This is a genomic window from Curtobacterium sp. DN_7.5 (assembly GCF_022655355.1).
GTDB classification, from domain to species: domain Bacteria; phylum Actinomycetota; class Actinomycetes; order Actinomycetales; family Microbacteriaceae; genus Curtobacterium; species Curtobacterium luteum.
Map to the genome: position 1 here is coordinate 815869 of NZ_CP093378.1, position 21992 is coordinate 837860.

Sequence of the window (21992 nt, forward strand, 5' to 3'; positions counted from 1 at the left end):
AACCGCAGTACCGAGGTCAGTCGTCGTCGAGGGCGCCGACGAGCTCCGGCGCGGTGAGCAGCCGCGGCTCGTCGTCGATCGTCGCCGGGTCGGCGATGACCTTCGACTCGTCGAGCAGGGAGAGCCGCCGGGCACTCGGCAGCACCTGCCGTTCGAGTGACCCCACGAAGCGGTTGTAGTCGACGACGGTGCCCCGGATCGCCCGACCGAGCTTGTCGACGTGCCCGCCGAGCGTGGACAGGCGTCCGTAGAGCTCGCGGGAGACCCGGAAGAGCTCGCGCGCCTCGGCCGTCACGACGTCCTGCTGCCACGAGAAGGCGACCGTCTTCAGCACGGACCAGAGCGTCACGGGCGACGCCAGAGCGACGCGTTTGCGGAATGCGTGGTCGAGCAGCCCCGGGTCCGCGGCGAGGGCGCTCGCGATGAGCGACTCCGACGGGATGAACGCCACCGTGAGCTCGGGGGAGGCGTCGTACCCGGACCAGTACTCCCGCGCTGCGAGGGCGTCCACGTGTGCGCGGAGCGCTCGGACGTGCTGCTGCAGGAGCTGGTCGCGGCGAGCCCCCTCGGCGCCGGTCGCGGTGGCGGGGATCTCCGCGGCCTGGAGGTAGGCGCTGAACGGCACCTTCGCGTCGACCGCGATGGTCTTGCCACCGGGCAGGTGCACGACCATGTCCGGACGCGCCGCCCCGGCGGACGTCGTGACCGAGCTCTGCACGTCGAAGTCGACCCGCTCCAGGAGCCCGGCTGCCTCGACCACGTTCCGGAGCTGCGTCTCGCCCCACACACCACGCGTGCTGTTCGACGAGAGCGCGCTCGCGAGGGTGTCCGCAGTGGCCCGGAGGCGCTCCTCGGACTCGGCGGCCGACCGGAGCTGCGCGGACAGGGCGCCGTACTGCTCGCTGCGGGACTGCTCGAGCTCGGCGATCTTGGCGCGCATGACGTCGAGCGTCTGCGCGACCGGGCTCAGCGCCGAGAGGACCTTCGACTCGTTCTGGTTCCGGGCCGCGTCCGCCCCGTGCATCCGCTGCACGAGGTGCTCGAGTTCCGCCGCACGGCGCTCGAGGGAGTCGACCTGCCGACGGTACTGGGCGTCCTGCGCGTCGAGGCGCTCCTCCGCGTCGGCGCGCACCGTGTCGAGCTGCGCCCGCAGTGCGTCCGCCGTGGCGTTCGCGGCGGCGGCGTCCACCCCGGCGCGTGAGCGCGCGAGTGCCCACGCGACGACGGCGCCGACGGCGACGCCGATGACGAGACCGATGACCAGGGCGAGGATCTGCATGACGCGACCCTGGCAGGACCCACCGACACCGCGCCTCCAGGCCGTCGATCGTGCCGCCGCCGGCCGACCGGCGACCTCGCGCCGCGCCGACGCGGCCCGCCGACGCCGCGCCCACCCCGGCGACCTCGCGAGCGCCATGTAATGACATTAGGGCAAAGCGGGTGTACAGTCGGACCGTCCGCCGATGACGCCGCACGGAAGGTCCACCCCGTCGCATGCCGCACGAAGCACCTCACGCACACGACGTGATCACCATGGGCCGCGTCAGCGTCGACGTCTACCCGCAGCAGACCGGCCCCCTCGAGGACGTCACCAGCTTCTCGAAGTCCGTCGGCGGCAGCGCGACGAACGTCGCCATCGCCGCGGCCCGACACGGCGCCGACACGGCGGTCATCACCCGCACGGGCAACGACCCCTTCGGCCGCTACATCGCCCGCACCCTGCCCGAGTTCGGCGTCTCGAACGCGTTCGTCGAGACCGTCGACGGGCTGAACACCCCCGTCGCCTTCTGCGAGGTCTTCCCGCCGGACGACTTCCCGCTCTACTTCTACCGTGCGCCGAAGGCCCCGGACCTCATGATCACGGCGGCCTCCCTCCCGCTCCACGAGATCGAGCGCGCGCGCATCTTCTGGACGACCGTCACGGGCCTCAGCGAGGAGCCGAGCCGGCACGCCCACCACGTCGCGCTGCGGGCCCGCACCGACGCCGCGGCACCGACCGCCCGGCACACCGTGCTCGACCTCGACTACCGACCGGTGTTCTGGTCGAGCCCGGAGGCCGCGTCCCGCGAGGTCGCGGTCGCCCTCGAGCACGCCACGGTCGCCGTCGGCAACCGGGAGGAGTGCGAGGTGGCGGTCGGCGAGACCGACCCCGTGCGCGCCGCCGACGCCCTGCTGGAACGCGGTGTCGAGATCGCGATCGTGAAGCAGGGGCCGAAGGGCGTGCTGGCGAAGACCCGCGACGAGTTCGTCGAGTTCCGGCCGCACACGATCGACGTCGTCAACGGCCTCGGCTCCGGCGACGGCTTCGGCGGAGCCCTGACCCACGGACTCCTCCAGGGGTGGGCACTCGACCGGACCCTCGCGTTCGCGAACGCCGCGGGCGCGATCGTCGCCACCCGCTTCGAGTGCTCCACGGCGATGCCGACGAGCGACGAGATCGAGCGGTTCATCCGGGCGAACCCGGCACCGGGGACCACGCACACCATCGAGGAGACGGCGGATGCCTGAGCTCACGACCGCTGACTTCCAGCGCCTGCGCGACCTGCGTGCAGGCCACCCCGAGCAGGTCGCGGACGCCCTGGCAGCGCGACGGCAGCGCCCGTTGCTCGCCGACGACGGCAAGCTGTTCATCGTGGCCGCGGACCACCCGGCCCGAGGTGCCCTCGCCGTCCGGGACGACGCGTCCGCGATGGCCGACCGGTACGACCTCCTCGAGCGGCTCGTCACGGCCCTCGGTCGGCCCGGGGTCGACGGGGTGCTCGGGACGCCGGACGTCATCGAGGACCTCGCGCTCCTCGGGGCCCTCGACGACAAGGTCGTGGTCGGCTCGATGAACCGCGGCGGACTCCGCGGGGCGACGTTCGAGATGGACGACCGGTACACGGCGTACTCGGCACGCGCCATCAAGGACGCCGGTCTCGACTTCGCCAAGCTCCTCGTCCGCGTCGCGCTCCAGGACGCCGCGACCGCCCCGACCCTCGAGGCGACGGCGCGGGCCGTCAGCGAGGCCGCGGCGCTGCGGCTGCCGATCATGCTCGAGCCGTTCATGTCGTCCTGGCGCGACGGGAAGGTCGTGAACGACCTCACGGCCGACGCGGTCATCACGTCGATGGCGATCGCGGCCGGCCTCGGGGAGTCGAGCGCCTACAGCTGGCTCAAGATCCCCGTCGTCGACGACATGGAACGCGTCATGGCCGCCACCACGCTGCCGACGCTGCTGCTCGGCGGCGATCCGTCCACGCGCCCGGTCGAGACCTACGCCAGGTGGGCGGACGCGCTCGCACTGCCCGGCGTCCGCGGGCTCGTCGTCGGACGGACCCTCCTCTACCCGCCGGACGGCGACGTCGCCGCCGCCGTCGACGTCGCGTCCTCGCTCGTCCACAGCCGGGAGGCGCGGGGCGCGTTCTCCACACCGGCTCGCGGTCCCGCCGACTCGCCTGCCCCGTCCACCACCATGGACTCGTCCATCCCGGAAGGAAGCAACGCATGACCACCACGGACCAGACCACCACGACCGTCGGCCACTGGATCGACGGGGCGCACGTGGCGTCGACGTCGGGGCGGACGGCACCGGTCTACGACCCGGCGCTCGGCATCGCGACGAAGCACGTCGCCCTCGCGGACGAGTCCGAGATCCAGGCGGCCATCGCGAGCGCCAAGGCGGCGTTCCCCGCGTGGAGCAACCTCTCCCTGGCGAAGCGGCAGCAGATCCTCTTCGCGTTCCGCGAGGTCCTCAACCGCGACAAGGCCGAGCTGGCCGAGATCATCACGAGCGAGCACGGGAAGGTCATCGACGACGCGCTCGGCGAGATCGCCCGCGGACAAGAGGTCGTGGAGCTCGCGACGAACATCCCGTCGCTGATGAAGGGCGAGTTCTCCGACCAGGTCTCGACCGGGATCGACGTGTACTCGATCCGCCAGCCGCTCGGGGTCGTCGGCATCATCTCGCCGTTCAACTTCCCGGCGATGGTGCCGCTGTGGTTCCTGCCGATCGCGATCGCCGCCGGCAACACCGTCGTGCTGAAGCCGAGCGAGAAGGACCCGTCCGCCGCGATCTGGCTGGCGCGGAAGTTCACCGAAGCCGGTCTGCCCGACGGCGTCTTCACCGTCCTGAACGGCGACAAGGCCGCGGTCGACGGGCTGCTGACGAGCCCCGACGTCGAGTCGATCTCGTTCGTCGGCTCGACCCCGATCGCGCAGTACGTGTACGAGACGGGCACGAAGCACGGCAAGCGGGTGCAGGCCCTCGGCGGTGCGAAGAACCACATGCTCGTGCTGCCGGACGCGGACCTCGACCTCGTCGCCGACAACGCGGTGAACGCGGGCTTCGGCTCCGCCGGCGAGCGCTGCATGGCGATCTCGGTCGTCGTCGCCGTCGATGGGCCCCGGCCGGCCGGTACCGACGCGTCGCGAAGCGACGTGGCGGCCGAGCCGGTCGGGACGGTCGCGGACGAGCTGATCGCGAAGATCACGGAGCGCGCGGCGACGCTGCGCATCGGTGACGGCCGCCGCGGCTGCGACATGGGCCCGCTCGTCACGGAGCAGCACCGCGACAAGGTCGCCTCGTACATCGAGGTCGCCGAGCAGGACGGTGCCGAGGTCGTGGTGGACGGCCGCACGGTCCGACCGGACGGGGACGAGAACGGGTTCTGGCTCGGCCCGACGCTGATCGACAAGGTCCCGACGACGAGCCGCGTCTACACCGAGGAGATCTTCGGCCCGGTGCTCTCCGTCGTCCGGGTGCAGACCTACGAGGAGGGCCTCGACCTCATCAACTCGGGTGCGTTCGGCAACGGCACGGCGATCTTCACGAACGACGGCGGCGCTGCCCGTCGGTTCCAGCGCGACGTGCAGGTCGGCATGATCGGCATCAACGTGCCGATCCCGGTGCCGGTCGCGTACTACTCGTTCGGCGGGTGGAAGAACTCGCTGTTCGGCGACCACAAGGCGTACGGCACCGACGGCGTGAGCTTCTTCACCCGGCAGAAGGCGATCACCTCGCGGTGGTTGGACCCGGCCACGCACGGCGGCGTCGACCTCGGCTTCCCGTCGAACGGCTGACGCGCTCCGATGACGAACGACACCTGGTTCATCCCCGCCGGTTCCCGCCCCGAGGCGGGCTGGACGGACGTCGTGGACGGACGGATCGCGGGGTGGGCGCACACCGGTCTGCGGACCGGGAGCCTCGCCGACGGCGGTGAGCTGCGCCTCCCGGCCGGTGCGGTGGAACGCATCGTCGTGCCGCTCGCCGGCTCCTTCGAGGTCACGTACGACGGTGCCGCAGGCACCGGTGCGCAGGGCCTGGAGGGACGGGGGAGCGTCTTCGACGGACCGACCGACGTGCTGTACCTGGGTTCCGGGACGGAGGCCCGGATCACCGGAGCAGGTCGGGTCGCGGTCGCCGAAGCGCCCACCGCGGTGGTCAAGCCGACGACGTACACGGCCCGGCAGGACGTGCCGGTGGAGCTCCGCGGCGCCGGGCACGCGAGTCGGCAGGTGCACAACTTCGGCACCCCCGCCGCCCTCGACGCGGACAGGGTGATCGTGTGCGAGGTGATCACGCCCGCCGGCAACTGGTCGTCGTACCCGCCGCACAAGCACGACACGACCGTGCCCGGCGTGGAGTCCGACCTCGAGGAGATCTACTACTACGAGGCCGCGGTCGCCCGGGGCCTCGAGGCTCCGCCGGAGGCCGACCCGTTCGCGCTGCACCGGACGTACGCCTCCGACGACCGTCCGATCGACGAGTTCCGTCAGGTCCGCACGGGCGACATCGCCCTCGTGCCGTACGGCTGGCACGGACCCGCCGTGGCCGCCCCCGGCTACGACATGTACTACCTCAACGTGATGGCCGGCCCCGGGCCGGAACGCGTGTGGGACATCACCGACGACCCGGCCCACGGCTGGGTCCGTCAGGCGTGGGGATCGGAGTCGATCGACCCGCGCCTGCCCTACGGAAAGGACCGCGTCCGATGACCGAGAGCCCACGATCCGGGGCGACCCGGCGGATGACCGTCGGCCAGGCGCTCCTCGAGTTCCTGGCGAACCAGTGGACCGTCGACGGGGACGAGCGCGAGCGCACGATCCCGGGCATCTTCGGCATCTTCGGTCACGGCAACGTCGCCGGGCTGGGGCAGGCGGTGAAGCAGCTCCACGTCGAACAGCCCGGTCTGCTGCCCTACCACCAGGCACGCAACGAGCAGGCCATGGTGCACCAGGCCGTCGGCTTCGCCCGGATGCGCCGTCGTCGCGCGACCTACGCGGCCACGGCGTCGGTCGGGCCCGGCGCCGCGAACATGCTCACCGGTGCAGCGCTCGCGACGACGAACCGACTCCCCGCGCTCCTGCTGCCGTCGGACACCTTCGCGACCCGGACCACCGACCCCGTGCTGCAGCAGATCGAGATGCCGCACGACACCTCACTGCAGGTCACGGACGCGTTCCGGCCCCTGTCCCGGTTCTTCGACCGGGTCGAGCGGCCGGAGCAGCTGTTCTCGATCGCCCTCGCTGCGATGCGGGTCCTCACCGATCCCGCCGAGACCGGTGCCGTGACGATCGCGCTCCCGGAGGACGTGCAGGCCGAGGCGCTCGACGTCCCCGTGTCGTTCCTCCAGCCGCGCGAGTGGCACGTCCGCCGCCCGCTGCCCGAGCACGGACCGCTGGCCCGGGCGGTGGCGGCGATCGCGGCCGCCGAGCGTCCGGTGATCGTCGCCGGCGGCGGCGTGCTCTACTCCGGCGCGGAGCAGGCGCTCGCCGCGTTCGTCGAAGCGACCGGCATCCCCGTCGGCACCTCGCAGGCCGGCGGCGGCTCCCTCGTCTGGGACCACCCGCAGTACCTCGGCGGCATCGGCGCGACCGGTACCGCTGCCGCGAACGCGATCGCCGCGCAGGCCGACGTCGTCATCGGCATCGGCACCCGGTACAGCGACTTCACGACCGCGTCCCGGACCGCGTTCCAGCACCCGGACGTCACGTTCGTCAACGTCAACGTCGCCGCGTTCGACGCGTACAAGCACGGCTCGCAGCTGCCCGTCGTCGCGGACGCCCGGGAGACGCTGGAGGCGCTGACGGAGCAGCTCGCGTCCCACTCGGTGTCGGACCGGTACGCGGCGGAGATCGCGGACCGCAAGCGTTCCTGGGACGAGACGGTCGACACCGCCTTCGCGCCGTCCGGACTGGCCGTCCCCGGTCAGTCCGAGATCATCGGCGCCGTGCAGTCGGCCACCGATCCCCGCGACGTCGTCGTCCAGGCGGCGGGGTCGCTCCCGGGCGACCTCCACAAGCTCTGGCGCGTCCGCGACCCGCTCGGCTACCACGTCGAGTACGCGTTCTCGTGCATGGGCTACGAGATCGCCGGTGGCATCGGGGTGCGCCGGGCCGCCCCCGACCGCGACGCGATCGTGATGGTCGGCGACGGCTCGTACCTCATGCTCCACACCGAGCTCGTCACCGCCGTGGCCGAGGGCATCAAGATCGTCGTCGTCCTCATCCAGAACAACGGCTACGCGTCGATCGGGCACCTCTCCGAGACCGTCGGCTCCGAGCGGTACGGCACGAAGTACCGCTACCTCGACGAGACCGGGTCGTTCGAGGGCGAGCAGGTCCTGCCGGTCGACCTCGCCGCCAACGCCCGCTCCTACGGCGTCGACGTGATCGAGGTCCAGCCCGGGCCGAACGCGATCGAGGACCTCACCGCCGCCGTCCGTCAGGCCAAGGCGAACGACCGGACGACGCTCGTGCACGTGCACGCCGACCCGCTCGTCTACGCCCCGGACGGCGACGGCTGGTGGGACGTCCCCGTCGCGCAGACGTCCACCCTGCCGAGCACGCAGCAGGCCCGCGCCACCTACGAGCAGCAGGTCGCGGCGCAGCGACCCCTCCTCGGCTGAACGACCCACCCACACCCCCGGAGGACACCGACGTCATGACCGACACCGCCACCGCCACCGACGCCATCCGGATCGGGACCGCCCCAGACTCGTGGGGCGTCTGGTTCGCCGACGACCCCGGCCAGGTGCCGTGGCAGCGCTTCCTCGACGAGGCCGCTGCCGCCGGCTACCGCTGGATCGAGCTCGGGCCCTACGGGTACCTGCCGACCGACCCGTCCCAGCTGTCCGACGAACTCGAGTCCCGGGGCCTCGAGCTGTCCGCGGGCACGGTGTTCACCGGCCTCCACAAGGGCGACGAGCAGTTCCAGCGCGCGTGGGACCAGGCCGTCAAGGTGGCAGGTCTCGCGTCGAAGCTCGGTGCCGAGCACCTCGTCACGATCCCCGACCTGTGGCGGTCCGACGCGAACAACGAGGTCCTCGAGCCGCGGACCCTGACCGACGAGCAGTGGGAGCGCCTCGGCAAGGGGCACGACCAGCTCGGCAAGGCGCTCCTCGAGGAGTACGGCGTCCACCAGCAGTTCCACACGCACGCGGACAGCCACATCGGCACGTTCCGTGAGACCGTCCGATTCCTCGAGGTCACCGACCCGCGGTACACGAACCTCTGCCTCGACACCGGCCACTTCGCCTACTACGGCGGTGACAACCTCCGGATGATCGCCGAGCACCCGGAGCGCATCGGCTACCTCCACCTCAAGCAGGTCGACACGGAGCTGCTGTTCGACGTCCTCAAGAACGACGTGCCGTTCAGCACCGCGGTCGCCGACGGCATCATGGTCGAGCCGCCGCACGGGACCCCGGACCTCGCCCCGATCATCGAGGCCGTCGCCGCGATCAACCCCGAGGTGTTCGGCATCGTCGAGCAGGACATGTACGGCTGCTCGGTCGACGCCCCCGGGCCGATCGCCGAGCGCACCTTCCAGCACATCCTCGGCTCGACCTCGGCCGCACGCGTCTCGTAGCGCCGGGCGCCCACCGGCGCGACCCGAGTCATCAGCGACGGCCGGCGGTCGTCTCCAGTCGTCACCTCCAGGAGAACCCATGAGCACCACCGAGAACCTCCGCGTCGCCGTCGTCGGTGCCGGCGCGATGGGCAGCGACCACGTCCGTCGCATCACGTCCACCATCGCCGGTGCGGACGTCGTCGCCGTCGTCGAACCCGATGTCGCACGCGCGACGGCCGCCGCCGCGAAGGCCAGTGGCGCGATCACCGCCGCGTCGTTCGAGGACGCCCTCGACGCCACGCCGATCGACGCCGTCATCGTCGCCACCCCCGGCTTCCTGCACGAGCCCGTCCTGGTGCCCGCGATCGAGCGCGGTCTCGCGGTCCTCTGCGAGAAGCCCCTCACCACGAGCGCCGAGGACTCCCTCCGCATCGTCGAGCTCGAGCAGGCGACGTCCGACCGGCCGCGCATCCAGGTCGGGTTCATGCGCCGGTTCGACCGCGGGTACCAGGAACTCAAGGCGCTCCGCGAGTCGGGCGCCAACGGTGCCCTGCTCGCCCTGCACCACGCGCACCGCAACCCGACGACGCCGCCGAACTTCAGCGAGTCGATGCTGATCCACGACTCCGTGATCCACGAGATCGACATCATCCCGTTCCTCACGGGCGAGCCGATCGTCTCGGTCGAGGTGAAGAAGCCGCGCCGGAACTCGCTCGCACCCGCCGACCTGCCCGAACCGCAGTTCGTCCTCTTCACGACCGCGTCGGGGACGATGTCGATCGTCGAGATCAGCGTCAACGCGCAGTTCGGGTACCAGGTGACGACCGACGCCGTGTTCGAGTCGGGCGTCGCGTACATCGGCCGCGAGACCACGATGCACGTCGTCTCGGCGGGGGTGTCCGGCCAGGGCGTCACGCCGTCGTACATCGAGCGCTTCGGCGCCGCCTACGACGAAGAGGTCCAGCGCTGGGTCGACGCCGCACGGAACGGTGGCATCGACGGCCCGAGCGCCTGGGACGGCTACACGGCGTCCGTGGTCGCTGAGGTCGCCGTCCGCGCCCAGCAGTCCGGGGCCCTCGAGCACGTCACGTACGCCACCGCGAGGCCCGCCTTCTACGAGCCCACCACGACCGATGCAGGCGCGCTCGCCGGGGTCGGCCCCACCACGACGGGACCGAGCCGATGACCACCCCGCTCGACGTGTCGGCCGACCCCTCCGCCGTCGACACCAGGCCGGTCACCCTGCAGGCCGCGACGCAGACCCCGACCGCGCTCTGGAACGACTCCGCCGACCCGCACGAGCTGTCCACCGCGATCCACGAGTACGGGGCCGTCGGCGCGACCTGCAACCCGGTCATCGCCTTCACCTGCATCCAGCAGGACCCCGAGCGGTGGGTGCCCCGCATCCGTGCGATCGCTGCCGAGCACCCGACGGCGGGGGAGTCCTGGATCGGGTGGAAGGCGGTCGAGGAGCTCTCGGTCGCCGCGGCCGAGCAACTCCTGCCCGCGTTCGAGGCGTCCGGCGGGCGGAACGGCCGGCTGAGCATGCAGACCGACCCGCGCCTCCACCGTGACCGCGACGCCCTCGTCGAGCAGGCCGTGCGGTTCTCCGGGCTCGCGCCGAACATCATCGTGAAGATCCCCGCGACGAAGACCGGCATCGCCGCGATCGAGGAAGCCGCGTACCGGGGTGTCTCGATCAACGCCACCGTGTCGTTCACCGTGCCGCAGGTCGTCGCCGTGGGCGAGGCCATCGAGCGTGCCCTCGACCGCCGCGCTGCCGACGGGCTGCCCGAGCAGGAGTTCGGGCACGTCGTCACCCTCATGGCGGGCCGGTTCGACGACTGGCTGAAGACCGTCGTGGCGCGCGACCACGTCATGCTCGACCCCGGCATCCTCGAGTGGGCCGGAGTCGCCGCGGTGAAGAACGCCTACCGGGTGTCCCAGGAGCGCGGCTTCCGGTCGCGCGTGCTCGTCGCCGCCTTCCGGAACCCGCTGCAGTGGTCGGAGTTCCAGGGCGGAGACCTCGTGGTGTCGCCGCCGTTCCAGTGGGTGAAGGACATCAACGACAACGGCTTCCCGTGGCGCCCGGACGCGATCCACGACGAGGTGCCGGCCGACGTCATCGCGGCGCTCCGCGCAGCCACACCGGAGTTCGCCCGCGGGTACGACGTCGACGGCATGACGATCGACGAGTTCGACCGGTTCGGCGCCACGGTGACCACCCTGCGGCAGTTCCTCGACGCCGACGCGAAACTCGACGCGCTGGTCCGCGACATCATCCTCCCCGCCGCATGACCGAACGCGCCCCCGACGCCCGCGACCGCCTCGGCGTCGGCCTCGTCTCCGTCGGCTGGATGGGACGACTGCACTCGCGCGCCTACCGAGCGCTGCCCGACCACTTCCCGGAGCTCGGCGTCCACCCGAGGCTCGTCGTCGCCGCGGACCCGGTCGAGGCCGCCCGCGACCAGGCCGTCGACCGACTCGGCTACGAGCGCGCCGTGGCCGACCACCGCGAGGTCATCGCCGACCCCGAGGTGGACGTCGTCTCGATCTGCTCGCCGAACTTCCTCCACCGCGAGGTCGCCGTCGCCGCGGCCGAAGCCGGCAAGCCGTTCTGGATCGAGAAGCCGATGGGCCGGGACGCCAGCGACTCCCGGCAGATCCACGACGCCGTCCGGTCCGCCGGCATCGTCACGAGCGTCGGCTTCAACTACCGGCACGCCCCGGCGATCCAACGTGCACGGGAACTCGTCCGCGGCGGTCGGCTCGGCCGGATCACGAACGTGCGCGGGTCGCTCCTCGCCGACTACTCCGCCGATCCGGCGGCGCCGCTCACCTGGCGTTTCGAGCGGGAGCGGGCCGGCTCGGGCGTCCTCGGCGACCTGCTCTCGCACGGACTCGACCTCGCGCAGTACGTGGTGGGCCGGATCGCGAGCGTGACGGCGCTCGCCGAGACCGTCATCGCGACACGGCCGCGACCGGGGCAGGGGATCATCGACCGGACGGCGGCTGCGACCGGTGAACACGGACCCGTCGAGAACGAGGACTACGCCGCACTGCTCTTCCGCTTCGACGACGGAGCCGTCGGCACGATGGACTCCAGCCGGGTGATGCGGGGCCCGCACGCCGAGTACGCGCTCGAGGTCTACGGCACCCGCGGCTCGGTGCGGTGGGACTTCCAGCGCCTCAACGAGCTCGAGGTCTTCCTCGACGGCCAGGAGGTCGACGGCTACGCGACGCACTTCGTCGCGCCGGGCGACGGGGAGTTCGCGCGGTTCCAGCCCGGCGCGGGCACGGCGATGGGCTACGACGACCTCAAGACCATCGAGGCCGCGCAGTTCGTCGCGAGCGTGCTCCGCGGTGAGCAGCTCGCTCCGTCGGTCGCCGACGGCCTGTCGGCCGCGAGCATCGTCGAAGCGGCGGAGGCCTCCCTCCGCGACGGCGCGTGGCACGACGTCGCGCGCGTCGACGGAGCGCTCACGTACCCCGCGGCGACCCCCGCGCTGTAGACGCACCGACAGTCGGACTGCAGGCGCGGTGCAAGCTGGCACCGCGCCTCCAGTCCGCTGGGCACCCGCGCACCCCCTCGCATCCCCGACCCCAGGAGGCAGCATGCCGCTCGTCCGCATCGACCTCGCCACCGGCCGCAGCCCGGAGCAGGTCCGCGCCATCGCCGACGCGATCCACACCGCCATCGTCGACGAGTACAGCATCCCGCCGCGTGACCGCTTCCAGGTCATCACGGAGCACCCGGCGCAGCAGATCATCGCGGAGGACGCCGGTCTCGGGTTCGAACGGACCGAGGGTGTCGTGATCATCCAGGTCTTCACGCAGGCCGGACGCTCCGACGACGCGAAGCAGGCCCTCTACGCCGCCGTGCACGACCGGCTGACCGAGGTCGGCGTCGCGAGCGAGGACGTCTTCATCGGCTACGTCGAGAACGGCCCGCAGGACTGGTCGTTCGGGTTCGGGCGCGCGCAGTACGTGACCGGGGAGCTCCAGGTCCCGTCCTCCTGACGGGCTCGTCGAGCGCCTACTTGTCGACCAGCGTCACCTCGAAGGAGTACCGGTCCGGCCGGTAGCAGTGCACGCCGTACTCCACGGCTCGGCCCGAGGCGTCGTACGCCGTGCGGCTCATCGTCAGCACCGGGTCGCCGTCCTCGATCTCGAGGAGGCCGGCCTCCTCGTCGGTGACCGCCCGCGCTCCGATCCGCTGCTTGGCGACGCGCATCGTCACCCCACGGCCGCGCAGCAGCTGGTACAGGCCGTGCGCCGCGAGGTCCTCGTCCGTGATGTCCGTGAACTCGGGCGGCAGGAAGTTCTCGAGGATCGCCATCGGCACGTCCTCGGCGAACCGGACCCGGCGGATGTGCGCCACCGTCGTCCCCGGCTCGACGCCGAGCGCCTCGGCGACGGTGTCCGATGCCGGGACGTCGTCGCGGACGAGGAGCTTCGTCGTCGGCACCTGCGACCCCTGTGTGAGGTCGTCGTACAGGCTCGTCAGCTCGACCTTCCGCGTCACCGGGCCGTGCACCACCTGCGTGCCGATGCCGCGACGGCGCACGAGCAGGCCCTTGTCGACGAGGTCCTGGATCGCCCGGCGGATCGTCGGCCGCGACAACCCGAGCCGTTCCCCGAGCGCGATCTCGTTCTCCAACCGGGCCCCCGGCGGCATCGCACCGGAGCGGATGGCGTCCTCGATGCGCGATGCGACCTGGAAGTAGAGGGGCATCGGCCCGGACCGGTCCAGGTCCATGAACAGGTCGGACGGCAGCTGGCCTTCGTTGGTCATCGCGGTCCTTCGGGGAGCTCGAGCGCGGCACCGCTGCCACCCGGGTCGACGTGCGCGGCACCGCTGCAGCGGGAATGTCGTGACAATACCACCGGGGCCCCGCCACCCCGGGCACGAGCACGACGGGTGTCGCCCTCCGGAACCGCGGTGGTCAGTCCGAGAACACCATCGGCCGACGGGAGAGACGCGGCTGCGGTGCGGCCGTGCGCGGCTTCTCCTCACGCGGTCGGACCGGCGTCACGTGCACCCGGGTCGCAGCGCCCAGCGCCTCGACCGTGTCCGCACGGTGGAGCTGCGCGGCGTGCACCACGATCGCGGCGCAGGCTTCGGCGTCCGCTGCGGCGTCGTGGTGCGCGAAGCCCTCGTGCCCCGCGGCGCGCGCGGCCATCGGCAGCCGGTAAGACTCGAGCGTGTAGGTCTTGCGGGCCACCTGCAGCGAGCACAGGGAGTGGTGCTCGGCCAGCGGCGTCCCCGTCGCGGCGCATCCACCCGCGATCACACCCATGTCGAAGCGGGCGTTGTGCGCCACGAGGACGTCGCCGTCCGCGAACGCCACGATGTCCGCGTACTGCTCCGCCCAGCCCTTCGCCCCCACGACGTCGGCGGCGACGATCCCGTGGATGCGGGTGTTCCACTCGAGGAAGGCGTCGTGCCCGACCGGCGGTTGGATGAACCACGAGGCACGCTCCGCGACCCGGCCGGCGCGGATCTTCACGAGTCCGACGGAGCACGCGCTCGCAGGGGAGCTGTTCGCGGTCTCGAAGTCGATGGCGGTGAAGTTCAACGGCACGGTCCCGATCGTCGCACGGGGCTCCGACATCGGCTGCGGTTGTCGACGGCGTTGCGCCGCGACGGCCGCGTCAGCGGGCTCCGCGCCCGCACGCCGGACCGGTCGTGACCCCGTCGCGGGTAGGCTGTCCTCCCGTGGCTCTCACCATCGGAATCGTCGGTCTCCCGAACGTCGGCAAGTCGACCCTGTTCAACGCCCTGACCAAGAACCAGGTCCTCGCCGCGAACTACCCGTTCGCGACGATCGAACCGAACGTCGGCGTGGTGAACCTGCCCGACCCGCGGCTCGACCAGCTCGCGGAGCTGTTCGGTTCCGAGAAGACCGTGCCCGCGCCGGTGTCGTTCGTCGACATCGCCGGCATCGTCAAGGGTGCGAGCGAGGGCGAGGGCCTCGGCAACAAGTTCCTCGCCAACATCCGCGAGGCCGACGCCATCGCGCAGGTCGTCCGCGGCTTCGCCGACGACGACGTCGTGCACGTGGCCAACAAGGTCTCGCCGAAGGACGACCTCGAGGTCATCAACACCGAGCTGATCCTCGCCGACATGGAGACCATCGACAAGGCGCTCCCGCGGTACGAGAAGATGCTCAAGCTCAAGCAGGCCGAGCCGGTCGTCCTCGAGACCGCTCGGGAGGCGCGTGCCGCCCTCGAGCAGGGCACGCTGCTGTCAGCGACGTCGATCGACCTCACGCCGATCGCCGAGCTCGGGCTGCTCTCCGCCAAGCCGTTCATCTTCGTCTTCAACGTCGACGAGGCCGTGCTCACCGACGAGGCGCGCAAGGCCGAGCTCGCGGCACTCGTCGCCCCCGCGCAGGCCGTGTTCCTCGACGCGAAGATCGAGTCGGAGCTCATCGACCTCGACCCCTCGGATGCGGCCGAACTCCTCGAGTCCACCGGGCAGACCGAGTCCGGGCTCGACCAGCTCGCGCGCATCGGGTTCGACACCCTCGGGCTCCAGACCTACCTGACTGCAGGTCCGAAGGAGTCGCGGGCGTGGACGATCGGCAAGGGGTGGAAGGCGCCCCAGGCTGCCGGGGTCATCCACACCGACTTCGAGAAGGGCTTCATCAAGGCCGAGGTCATCTCGTTCGAGGACCTCATGGCGGCCGGCTCGATCGCCGAGGCCCGCGCGCACGGCAAGGCCCGGATCGAGGGTAAGGACTACGTCATGCAGGACGGCGACGTGGTGGAGTTCCGCTTCAACAACTGAGGCGCCGCGGAGTGGTCACTCGGCGACCTCGTGCATGTTCTGCGCCTGCCACCCCTCCGGCACGGACTCCCGGTACGCGGCAGCGGCGGCCCGGTAGTCCGGCCCGGTCGCCTCGTGCGGCCGGAGTGCCTTCGAGCGGGCGAGCGCCTTGACGGTCGACTCGCCCGTTGCCTTGCTGGTGACCGTGTTGACCTGGAGGAGCTCGAACCCGTCGAGGTCGAGCCCCGCGATCGCGGCAGCTCGGGCCTCGCCGATGGTGTCACCGCTGCCCTCGGATTCCCGGGTCTCGGTGGATCGCAGGGTGCCTCGCAGTGTCGTCACCCTTCCAGTATGGATCGATCGACACGCTGCCCCTGACGTGCGCCAGGATGGGCGCATGACGAACGCTCAGGCAGGGTGGTACGACGACGGCTCCGGCACGATGCGGTGGTGGGACGGCAGCGCGTGGACGGAGCAGGTGCAGCAGCCGGCGGCCCCCGCGCCCGGCATCGGCGGGATGATCGACCGGATCCAGGCCGAGGCGACGTCGGGTGCGAACGCGCGGCCCGCGCCGGCGGGCATGAGCTACGTCGTCCTGCAGGTGGTCCTCAAGGAGAAGTTCTTCGGCACGGGCTCCGGGAACCTGACCGAGCTCGAGCGGGCGATCAACGCGCAGGCCGCGCTCGGGTACCGGCTGCACACGATCACCACGTCGTCGTCGGGCAGTACCGGCTTCGGCGGGGGCGACAGGATCCAGGCGACGATGGTGTTCGAGAAGCTCGTCTGATCACGACAGGTTCGCCGTGGCGCGTCGCCGCCACACGGCGCTAGGTTGTCGCAGAGCAGCCAGCACCGAGGAGCGCCCATGTCGTACGTCGTCGACTTCGTGACCGTGTCCACCGTGGGGCTGGAGTCCTCGCCCGTCGCCGACGCACTCGCGGGGCTCCGCGCGAACGAGGCGCGGTACTTCAAGAACAAGTACGACGTCGACTTCACCACGCAGCCGGCGGCGGAGGTCCCCGACCTCGTGGAGTACGTCGCACGGGTCCTCCGCGAACGGGATGTGACGATCGCGTCCCCGGCGCTGGAGGCGACCGAGTTCGAGGTCGACGGTGTGCGCTGGACGTACGTGTTCTACCAGTCCGGGTTGTCGGTCAACGTGCTCTACACACTCGAACCGGGCGGGAAGCGGGCTGTCGGGTTCAAGCTGTCCGACGGCATGGAGGTGCCTGAGGAGCTCACGGACAAGTTCAAGTTCGCCAGGCAGCGGTCGAAGCTCGCCGGCACGATCCGCGGCTCCTACTTCGTCATCAAGGGCGAGTACTGACGAGCGGGATGGTCAGTCGAGGATCGCGATGATGACCGCAGGGATGCGGAGCTCGATCACGTCCCAGACGATCTCCTTCTTCGCCTTTCGGTAGTCGTGCGACAGGATGTTCCGCGTCCGTCGGACTGCGGCGAGAGACAGTCCCTCGGGCAGCAGCGCAGCGCGGTCTGTGGGGAGGCGTCCGACAAGGTCGTCGAAGTGGATCACCACTGCCTCCGCTGCACGGTAGGTCAGACTCCGCGGCGCGTCGAATGCCGGTCGCCCGTGCTCCACGATCTCGGAGCACTCGGCGAGCAGGTCGAGGAAGCCTTCTCGGAGCGCGGACCAACGTTCGCGTGGTTGCTCGGACTCGCCTCGCGGAACTGGATGGAATCGGTCGCTCACAGCGGCACGGCCTCACCGAGGACGTGGGCGAAGTGCGGGTCGTCGCCGATGTCGTCCGTCAGCAGGTCGACCTCGAAGCCGGTCATCTCCTCGACCGCGTGTGCGAAGCCACCGAGGTCGAAGAGCGACGCCTCCGACGTGAGCCCGACGAGGAGGTCGATGTCGCTGTTCGGGGTGTCGTGTCCGCGGATCGCGGAGCCGAACACGCGGACGTTCACGAGGTGGTGCCGGTTTGCCTCGATCAGGATGTCGTCCGCATAGATGCTGAGCGGGATGCTGGGACGTATCTGAGCCGCACGGAGGATGCGCTCGAGTGATTCTGCGCGGGGCTGCTGTCGGCCACTTTCGTACGCGGAGATCGTGGGCTGTTGCATGCCGGCCGCGCTCGCGAGCGCCGCCTGGGACATGCCGATGTCGAGCCGAGCCGACTTGATGAGATCAGCAGCTCGATCGACGCGCATGGAGCCCTCCCATAGCGAGGGACTATACCGCCTACGACTGCTGATTCAGCCGTGTAGGGGAAGGATCAGCGCCCGCTCCACCGCACCCACGCCTGCACCTGCGCGCGCGCCCCTTCGAGCGACGAGTGTGCACCGCGGATCGAGCGGTCCGGCGACGAGACGACGTACTGCCGTGCCCGGGTGACCTCGCACAGCTGGTCGGCACCGAACGACACCTTCCAGTGGTCCTCGGCGTCCCTGACCCACTCCAGACGATTCGGCATGTCGACTCCTTGTTCACCGCGTCGATGCCGCGGTCGTGAATCGGACAGTAGACCCGGACCCCGTGAGACCGGGGTACGCCCTGGCCCGGATGCGCGGACCTCCGGTGTCGTTCCGGGCACGTTCCGTACCGTCACGGGGAACGAAGGGGGACAACGTGAAGTACATCAGTTGCGAAGGTGTCGACGTGATGACCGGCGATCTCATCGCGGACGCGGTCATGGACTACGCGGCGGTGCTCGGCGCGAACGCGCGGACCGACTCGGTCTCGGTGCCGTCGGTCGGTCCGGACGGCGCCCTGATCCGGACGACCCTCCTCGTCGGGCCGGCCTCCGAGTTCGTCGTGGTCCCGGCTCCGGACGACGTGCTCGAGCCGGAAGACCCGGACTTCATCCGCCGCCTGCGCGACGCCGCGGGCCGGGCCGGTGATGCGCGCCCCCTCGACGCGGACGGCCGGCCGCGGTTCGTCGGCGCTGACGGGCCTTCCCGGCGCTGACGGGCCTTCCCGCCGCTGAGGCCGTGCACGACGAAGCGCGCCGCCGGGAGGACCGGCGACGCGCTTCGTGGGGGAGTGGATCAAGCAGCGAGCAGGAGCTCACCCGCCGTGACGTCCTGCGCCTGCAGGAGCGTGCGGCTGGCCTCGCCGCGCCAGGACCGGCCGGGGATGGTCCAGCCGGCCTCGCCGCGGACCTCCACGCGTGCCCCGGGGGCGACGAAGGCGCCGAGGTCGTCGGCGTCCATCCGGACGAGGTACTCGCGCCCGGTCCAGACGTCCCGGACGGGGAACTCGGCGATGTTGTCGGGGGAGGTGACGGGAGCCGCGAGGGCGGTCCCGATGATGCTGAGTCGGTCGTTGCCGACGTTCGTGATGGTGTTCATGGTGCTGGTCTTCCTGAGTCGTTCGGCGCCGTCGCGGTGTCCGCTGCTCGGTCCGTGACTTCGTGGTCCCGGTCGTTCGCGGTGTCCGCTGGCGCGCACGCCGTGTGTCGACGTGCGGCTCGTCCGTCGGGACGAGCGGTGGTCTCGTGGGAATGCGATCCCGGTTGGATCGGTGTCGAGACGGTTCGGTGTGCGCGAATCAGATGGGTTCGCTGCAGTGCACCAAAGCAACAGTATAGGTCGGAACCTGCCAGGTGTCCAGGCTCAGGCCAGGAACGCGTCCCAGCGGGCTCCACCGGCCGCCACGTTGCCGCTCCGGTCGAGCCGGCCCGCAGGGGATCCGGGCTTCCGCCCGGCCTGCTCGTGGATGCGTCCTGCGAACGTCGCGGAGAAGTCGAGCCGGGGCACGGCTGCGGTCACCGTGCGGAGCACGTCCGGCGGCACGAGGTCGAAGCCGACCCCGGACACGTCCAGCGAGGTCGCGACCTCGAGCAGGTGCCCTTCGACGTCGACGTCCGGGTCCACCGAGGTCCACATGTGGCGCTCGATCACCTCGCCGACGCGTCGTGCTCGCGCAGGGTCCCACCCGGCACCGAGCGCGAAGACCGACCCGACCGCGCCACCCGCGTCCTCGAACGGGATCGTGTGCGCGTCGAACGACGGCGTCACCCCGAGGTCGTGCAGCATCGCCGAGACGAAGAGCAGCTCGCGGTCCGGCTCGAGCCCGGCGGACGAGGCGATCACCGAGGCCCAGGCCCACGACCGCAGGCAGTGGTTCACGAGCGCCGTCGGGGACCACGTGCGGACGACCTCGAGCGCGCGCGCCGCGACGGCGGTGGGCGGTGTCAGCAGGGCGTCGACGTCGGTGGTCACGGCACGACGCTAGCGCAGGTCGCGACGCGACCCCCCTGACGGCCTGGAGGCACGGTGCAGGCCCGCCCCGCGCCTCCAGGCCGTCGACCGGTTCAGTTCAGGGTGGGGGTGTCCTCCGGCACGACGCCGCCGCCGTAGAGGTCGGTCGCCAGGTCGCGGAGCGCGCGCAGCGCGACGCGCTGCGTGAGCGGTCCGTACGAGATGCGGGCGACGCCGAGGGCCTCGTACTCCGCGGCGGGCAGTGCGCCCGGGAGGCCGATCACCGAGAGCTTCCCGCGGCCGAGCCCGTCCACGAGGCGCTCGACGACGTCGCGCTGGATCGCTCCCGGGACGAACACGAGCGGGGCGCCGGCGTCGAGGAACGCCTTGCCGCGGGCGATGGCGTCCTCGATGCTCTCGTCGAGCGGGCGGTCGCCGCCGCGGGCGATGGCGTCGGTGCGGGCGTTGAGCTGGAAGTCGATGCCCTCGGCTTCGACGGCCTTGGTGATCGCGGCGACACGGGCGACGGCCTCGTCGAACGGGCGGAGGCGGTCCTCGACGTTCGCGCCGACGATCCCGACGCCGATGGCGCGTCGGATCGTCTCGGCCGGGTCGTCGTAGCCGTCGTCGAGGTCGGCGGTGACGGGCAGGTCGGTGGCGGCGACGACCGTGGCTGCTCCGGCGAGGGCGACGTCGAGGGGCATGCCGCCGTCCTCGTAGCCGTGGCTCGCGGCGATCGAGTGCCCGGCGGTCGCGATCGCCCGGGTCTCGGGGAGGTCGCTCACGACCTTGGCGCTGATCGCGTCCCACACGTTCACGACGCGGAGGATCTCGGGGGCTTCGTGCAGCTGCTTGAGGGTGGACGCCTTGTCGGCGGTGCTCGTGCTCATGACGCCGACAGTAGGCCGAGCCCGGGGTCGCCGTCCCGTGGTGCGCGCCTGCGCGACGCAGGATGACGGTCGGGGTCGCGCCGTGCCTCCAGGCCGGTGCATCCTGGGACGCATGGCGCACGACGAGCAGGACCCGGTCGGGGACCTCCGCGGGGTCCGCACGAGCATCAAGTGGACGCGGTACGCACCCGAGGTGCTGCCGCTGTTCGTCGCCGAGATGGACCACGAGGTGGCGCCCGAGATCCGACAGGCCCTGATCGAGCGGGTGCAGCAGTCGGACCTCGGCTACCTCGACGGGCCGGGCCCGCTCGCCCCCGCGTTCGCCGGCTTCGCCCGTGACCGGTGGGGCTGGGAGGTCGACCCGGCACGCGTGTACCTCGCGACCGACGTCAGCGTGGGCATCGTGGAGACACTCCGGCTCGCGCTGCCCGACGGCGGGCGGGTCGCGATCACCCCGCCCGTGTACCCGCCGTTCTTCGAGCTGGTCGAGGAAGCCCGATGTCAGGTCGAGGAGGTCCCGCTGCTGGAGCAGTGGGGTGACTACCGGCTGGACCTGGACGGCCTCGAGCGTGCGTTCGCCGACGGTGTCCGGGTGTTCCTGCTCTGCAACCCGCACAACCCGGTCGGGCTCGTGCACGACCACGCCGACCTCGTCGCGCTCGCCGAACTGGCCGCGCGGTACGACGTGCTCGTCGTCAGCGACGAGATCCACGCACCGCTCACGCACCCGGGCGTCCGGTTCACCCCCTTCGCGATGGTGGCGGAGCCGGCCGGGGCCCGCAGCGTGTGCGTGACGTCGGCGAGCAAGGGGTGGAACCTCGCCGGGGTGAAGTGCTCGGTCATCGTGGCGGGGGACGGGCGGACGGCAGCGCTCCTCGACACCCTCTGGGAAGAGGTCGCCTGCCGGACGAGCATCCTCGGCCTGCACGCGAACACGGCGGCGTTCACGCTCGCGACCGACTGGCTCGACGACGTGGTCGCGCGGATCGTCGCGAACGAACGGCTGCTCGGCTCGCTGCTCTCGGAGCACCTGCCGGGTGTGGTCTACACCCGGCCTCGCGCGGGCTACCTGGCATGGCTCGACTTCCGGGGCATCGGGCTCGGGGACGACCCGGCGGTGCCGTTGCGGGAGCACGCGTACGTCGCGCTGAACTCCGGCCTCGGGTTCGGGTCGCAGGGGCGGGGGTTCGCCCGGCTCAACCTCGCGTGCTCGCCGGAGACGCTGCGTGAGGCCGTGTTCCGGATCGCGTCGGCGTACCCGTCCGGCGCGCAGGAGGGGCTGGTCTGGCGGGTGGCGTGAGCGCGGCGGCTGCCTGGCCTGGCCGGGCTGGAC

The 21992-nt window shown here is 71.4% G+C and carries 26 protein-coding genes; 16 read left to right on the plus strand and 10 right to left on the minus strand.

Annotation, left to right across the window (positions count from 1 at the left end):
* Positions 1-16 precede the first annotated feature (16 nt).
* Positions 17-1279 carry a DNA recombination protein RmuC gene (locus tag MON03_RS03890; RefSeq protein WP_242090636.1) on the minus strand — a complete coding sequence of 421 codons (1263 nt, stop codon included), beginning with the start codon at positions 1277-1279 and terminating at the stop codon, positions 17-19.
* On the opposite strand from MON03_RS03890, the gene MON03_RS03895 reads away from it, so the two are divergent.
* From MON03_RS03895 to MON03_RS03945, 11 genes are all read left to right on the plus strand, one after another.
* Entirely contained in the window at positions 1278-1421 is a 144-nt protein-coding gene (locus MON03_RS03895; protein ID WP_022904930.1) for a hypothetical protein, read from the plus strand. The two genes, MON03_RS03890 and MON03_RS03895, sit on opposite strands and share 2 nt — an antisense overlap.
* Positions 1422-1494: 73 nt before the next feature.
* Positions 1495-2508 carry a 5-dehydro-2-deoxygluconokinase gene (gene iolC, locus MON03_RS03900; protein ID WP_277927275.1) on the plus strand — a complete coding sequence of 338 codons (1014 nt, stop codon included), beginning with the start codon at positions 1495-1497 and terminating at the stop codon, positions 2506-2508.
* On the plus strand, positions 2501-3490 hold the full coding sequence (locus MON03_RS03905; RefSeq protein ID WP_242090638.1) for a class I fructose-bisphosphate aldolase: 990 nt from the start codon (positions 2501-2503) through the stop codon (positions 3488-3490). Before iolC ends, MON03_RS03905 begins: the two co-directional genes overlap by 8 nt.
* Positions 3487-5061: a CoA-acylating methylmalonate-semialdehyde dehydrogenase gene (locus MON03_RS03910; RefSeq protein ID WP_242090639.1), complete on the plus strand. Its 1575-nt coding sequence runs from the start codon at positions 3487-3489 to the stop codon at positions 5059-5061. Before MON03_RS03905 ends, MON03_RS03910 begins: the two co-directional genes overlap by 4 nt.
* Before the next feature lie 9 nt (positions 5062-5070).
* The gene (gene iolB, locus MON03_RS03915; protein WP_022904927.1) at positions 5071-5976 is read left to right on the plus strand and encodes a 5-deoxy-glucuronate isomerase; all 906 of its coding nucleotides are present in this window, start codon (positions 5071-5073) and stop codon (positions 5974-5976) included.
* A complete protein-coding gene (gene iolD / locus MON03_RS03920; RefSeq protein ID WP_242090641.1) occupies positions 5973-7889 on the plus strand; it encodes a 3D-(3,5/4)-trihydroxycyclohexane-1,2-dione acylhydrolase (decyclizing) in 1917 nt (638 codons plus the stop codon). The genes iolB and iolD overlap by 4 nt, the downstream gene beginning before the upstream one ends.
* 35 nt (positions 7890-7924) lie before the next feature.
* Positions 7925-8851, plus strand: coding sequence for a sugar phosphate isomerase/epimerase family protein (locus tag MON03_RS03925; protein WP_242090643.1), 927 nt, complete (start codon positions 7925-7927; stop codon positions 8849-8851).
* 79 nt (positions 8852-8930) lie between these two features.
* Positions 8931-10019, plus strand: coding sequence for a Gfo/Idh/MocA family protein (locus tag MON03_RS03930; protein WP_242090645.1), 1089 nt, complete (start codon positions 8931-8933; stop codon positions 10017-10019).
* Entirely contained in the window at positions 10016-11131 is a 1116-nt protein-coding gene (locus MON03_RS03935; RefSeq protein WP_242090647.1) for a transaldolase family protein, read from the plus strand. The genes MON03_RS03930 and MON03_RS03935 overlap by 4 nt, the downstream gene beginning before the upstream one ends.
* A complete protein-coding gene (locus MON03_RS03940) occupies positions 11128-12345 on the plus strand; it encodes a Gfo/Idh/MocA family protein (protein ID WP_242090649.1) in 1218 nt (405 codons plus the stop codon). Before MON03_RS03935 ends, MON03_RS03940 begins: the two co-directional genes overlap by 4 nt.
* 103 nt (positions 12346-12448) lie before the next feature.
* Positions 12449-12853 (plus strand): tautomerase family protein, encoded by a 405-nt coding sequence (locus MON03_RS03945; RefSeq protein ID WP_242090651.1) that lies wholly within the window; start codon positions 12449-12451, stop codon positions 12851-12853.
* A gap of 16 nt (positions 12854-12869) precedes the next feature.
* On the opposite strand, the gene MON03_RS03950 is transcribed toward MON03_RS03945, so the two are convergent.
* Entirely contained in the window at positions 12870-13628 is a 759-nt protein-coding gene (locus MON03_RS03950) for a GntR family transcriptional regulator (RefSeq protein WP_242090653.1), read from the minus strand.
* A gap of 151 nt (positions 13629-13779) precedes the next feature.
* A complete protein-coding gene (locus MON03_RS03955; protein ID WP_242090655.1) occupies positions 13780-14418 on the minus strand; it encodes an exonuclease domain-containing protein in 639 nt (212 codons plus the stop codon).
* Positions 14419-14552: 134 nt separating this feature from the next.
* On the opposite strand from MON03_RS03955, the gene ychF reads away from it, so the two are divergent.
* The gene (gene ychF, locus MON03_RS03960) at positions 14553-15626 is read left to right on the plus strand and encodes a redox-regulated ATPase YchF (RefSeq protein WP_175328516.1); all 1074 of its coding nucleotides are present in this window, start codon (positions 14553-14555) and stop codon (positions 15624-15626) included.
* 15 nt (positions 15627-15641) lie between these two features.
* Here ychF and MON03_RS03965 read toward each other — a convergent pair whose 3' ends face one another.
* Positions 15642-15947 carry a hypothetical protein gene (locus tag MON03_RS03965; protein WP_022904917.1) on the minus strand — a complete coding sequence of 102 codons (306 nt, stop codon included), beginning with the start codon at positions 15945-15947 and terminating at the stop codon, positions 15642-15644.
* Between the two features lie 55 nt (positions 15948-16002).
* Here MON03_RS03965 and MON03_RS03970 point away from each other — a divergent pair, with 55 nt between their 5' ends.
* Complete coding sequence (locus MON03_RS03970) at positions 16003-16392, plus strand: DUF2510 domain-containing protein (RefSeq protein ID WP_022904916.1); 390 nt, start codon at positions 16003-16005, stop codon at positions 16390-16392.
* Between the two features lie 78 nt (positions 16393-16470).
* Positions 16471-16932, plus strand: coding sequence for a DUF8821 family protein (locus MON03_RS03975; RefSeq protein ID WP_022904915.1), 462 nt, complete (start codon positions 16471-16473; stop codon positions 16930-16932).
* 12 nt (positions 16933-16944) lie between these two features.
* Here MON03_RS03975 and MON03_RS03980 read toward each other — a convergent pair whose 3' ends face one another.
* From MON03_RS03980 to MON03_RS03990, 3 genes are all read right to left on the minus strand, one after another.
* Positions 16945-17139: a HepT-like ribonuclease domain-containing protein gene (locus MON03_RS03980; protein ID WP_242090657.1), complete on the minus strand. Its 195-nt coding sequence runs from the start codon at positions 17137-17139 to the stop codon at positions 16945-16947.
* Positions 17140-17312: 173 nt separating this feature from the next.
* Positions 17313-17777: a helix-turn-helix domain-containing protein gene (locus MON03_RS03985; protein WP_042726877.1), complete on the minus strand. Its 465-nt coding sequence runs from the start codon at positions 17775-17777 to the stop codon at positions 17313-17315.
* 65 nt (positions 17778-17842) lie between these two features.
* Positions 17843-18040 (minus strand): hypothetical protein, encoded by a 198-nt coding sequence (locus MON03_RS03990; RefSeq protein WP_022904913.1) that lies wholly within the window; start codon positions 18038-18040, stop codon positions 17843-17845.
* A gap of 155 nt (positions 18041-18195) precedes the next feature.
* On the opposite strand from MON03_RS03990, the gene MON03_RS03995 reads away from it, so the two are divergent.
* Positions 18196-18534, plus strand: coding sequence for a hypothetical protein (locus MON03_RS03995; RefSeq protein WP_242090659.1), 339 nt, complete (start codon positions 18196-18198; stop codon positions 18532-18534).
* Between the two features lie 80 nt (positions 18535-18614).
* On the opposite strand, the gene MON03_RS04000 is transcribed toward MON03_RS03995, so the two are convergent.
* The 3 genes from MON03_RS04000 to MON03_RS04010 form a co-directional block, all read right to left on the minus strand.
* On the minus strand, positions 18615-18917 hold the full coding sequence (locus tag MON03_RS04000) for a hypothetical protein (RefSeq protein WP_022904911.1): 303 nt from the start codon (positions 18915-18917) through the stop codon (positions 18615-18617).
* 264 nt (positions 18918-19181) lie between these two features.
* Entirely contained in the window at positions 19182-19790 is a 609-nt protein-coding gene (locus tag MON03_RS04005; RefSeq protein WP_022904910.1) for an HD domain-containing protein, read from the minus strand.
* A 92-nt stretch (positions 19791-19882) separates the two neighbouring features.
* On the minus strand, positions 19883-20659 hold the full coding sequence (locus MON03_RS04010) for an isocitrate lyase/PEP mutase family protein (RefSeq protein ID WP_242090661.1): 777 nt from the start codon (positions 20657-20659) through the stop codon (positions 19883-19885).
* Positions 20660-20771: 112 nt separating this feature from the next.
* Here MON03_RS04010 and MON03_RS04015 point away from each other — a divergent pair, with 112 nt between their 5' ends.
* Positions 20772-21959 (plus strand): MalY/PatB family protein, encoded by a 1188-nt coding sequence (locus tag MON03_RS04015; protein WP_242090663.1) that lies wholly within the window; start codon positions 20772-20774, stop codon positions 21957-21959.
* Positions 21960-21992 lie beyond the last annotated feature (33 nt).

Excerpts from the sequence above, each read along its gene's own strand:
- MON03_RS03930 (WP_242090645.1), top strand. The coding sequence starts at position 8,931 with ATGAGCACCACCGAGAACCTCCGCGTCGCCGTCGTCGGTGCCGGCGCG.
- iolB (WP_022904927.1), top strand. The coding sequence starts at position 5,071 with ATGACGAACGACACCTGGTTCATCCCCGCCGGTTCCCGCCCCGAGGCG.
- MON03_RS03925 (WP_242090643.1), top strand. The coding sequence starts at position 7,925 with ATGACCGACACCGCCACCGCCACCGACGCCATCCGGATCGGGACCGCC.
- MON03_RS03945 (WP_242090651.1), top strand. The coding sequence starts at position 12,449 with ATGCCGCTCGTCCGCATCGACCTCGCCACCGGCCGCAGCCCGGAGCAG.
- MON03_RS03895 (WP_022904930.1), top strand. The coding sequence starts at position 1,278 with ATGACGCGACCCTGGCAGGACCCACCGACACCGCGCCTCCAGGCCGTC.
- MON03_RS03890 (WP_242090636.1), bottom strand. The coding sequence starts at position 1,279 with ATGCAGATCCTCGCCCTGGTCATCGGTCTCGTCATCGGCGTCGCCGTC.
- MON03_RS04000 (WP_022904911.1), bottom strand. The coding sequence starts at position 18,917 with ATGAACACCATCACGAACGTCGGCAACGACCGACTCAGCATCATCGGG.
- MON03_RS03985 (WP_042726877.1), bottom strand. The coding sequence starts at position 17,777 with ATGCGCGTCGATCGAGCTGCTGATCTCATCAAGTCGGCTCGGCTCGAC.
- MON03_RS03940 (WP_242090649.1), top strand. The coding sequence starts at position 11,128 with ATGACCGAACGCGCCCCCGACGCCCGCGACCGCCTCGGCGTCGGCCTC.
- iolD (WP_242090641.1), top strand. The coding sequence starts at position 5,973 with ATGACCGAGAGCCCACGATCCGGGGCGACCCGGCGGATGACCGTCGGC.
- MON03_RS03950 (WP_242090653.1), bottom strand. The coding sequence starts at position 13,628 with ATGACCAACGAAGGCCAGCTGCCGTCCGACCTGTTCATGGACCTGGAC.
- MON03_RS03905 (WP_242090638.1), top strand. The coding sequence starts at position 2,501 with ATGCCTGAGCTCACGACCGCTGACTTCCAGCGCCTGCGCGACCTGCGT.
- MON03_RS03935 (WP_242090647.1), top strand. The coding sequence starts at position 10,016 with ATGACCACCCCGCTCGACGTGTCGGCCGACCCCTCCGCCGTCGACACC.
- MON03_RS03975 (WP_022904915.1), top strand. The coding sequence starts at position 16,471 with ATGTCGTACGTCGTCGACTTCGTGACCGTGTCCACCGTGGGGCTGGAG.
- MON03_RS03910 (WP_242090639.1), top strand. The coding sequence starts at position 3,487 with ATGACCACCACGGACCAGACCACCACGACCGTCGGCCACTGGATCGAC.
- iolC (WP_277927275.1), top strand. The coding sequence starts at position 1,495 with ATGCCGCACGAAGCACCTCACGCACACGACGTGATCACCATGGGCCGC.
- MON03_RS03990 (WP_022904913.1), bottom strand. The coding sequence starts at position 18,040 with ATGCCGAATCGTCTGGAGTGGGTCAGGGACGCCGAGGACCACTGGAAG.
- MON03_RS04015 (WP_242090663.1), top strand. The coding sequence starts at position 20,772 with ATGGCGCACGACGAGCAGGACCCGGTCGGGGACCTCCGCGGGGTCCGC.
- MON03_RS04010 (WP_242090661.1), bottom strand. The coding sequence starts at position 20,659 with ATGAGCACGAGCACCGCCGACAAGGCGTCCACCCTCAAGCAGCTGCAC.
- MON03_RS03970 (WP_022904916.1), top strand. The coding sequence starts at position 16,003 with ATGACGAACGCTCAGGCAGGGTGGTACGACGACGGCTCCGGCACGATG.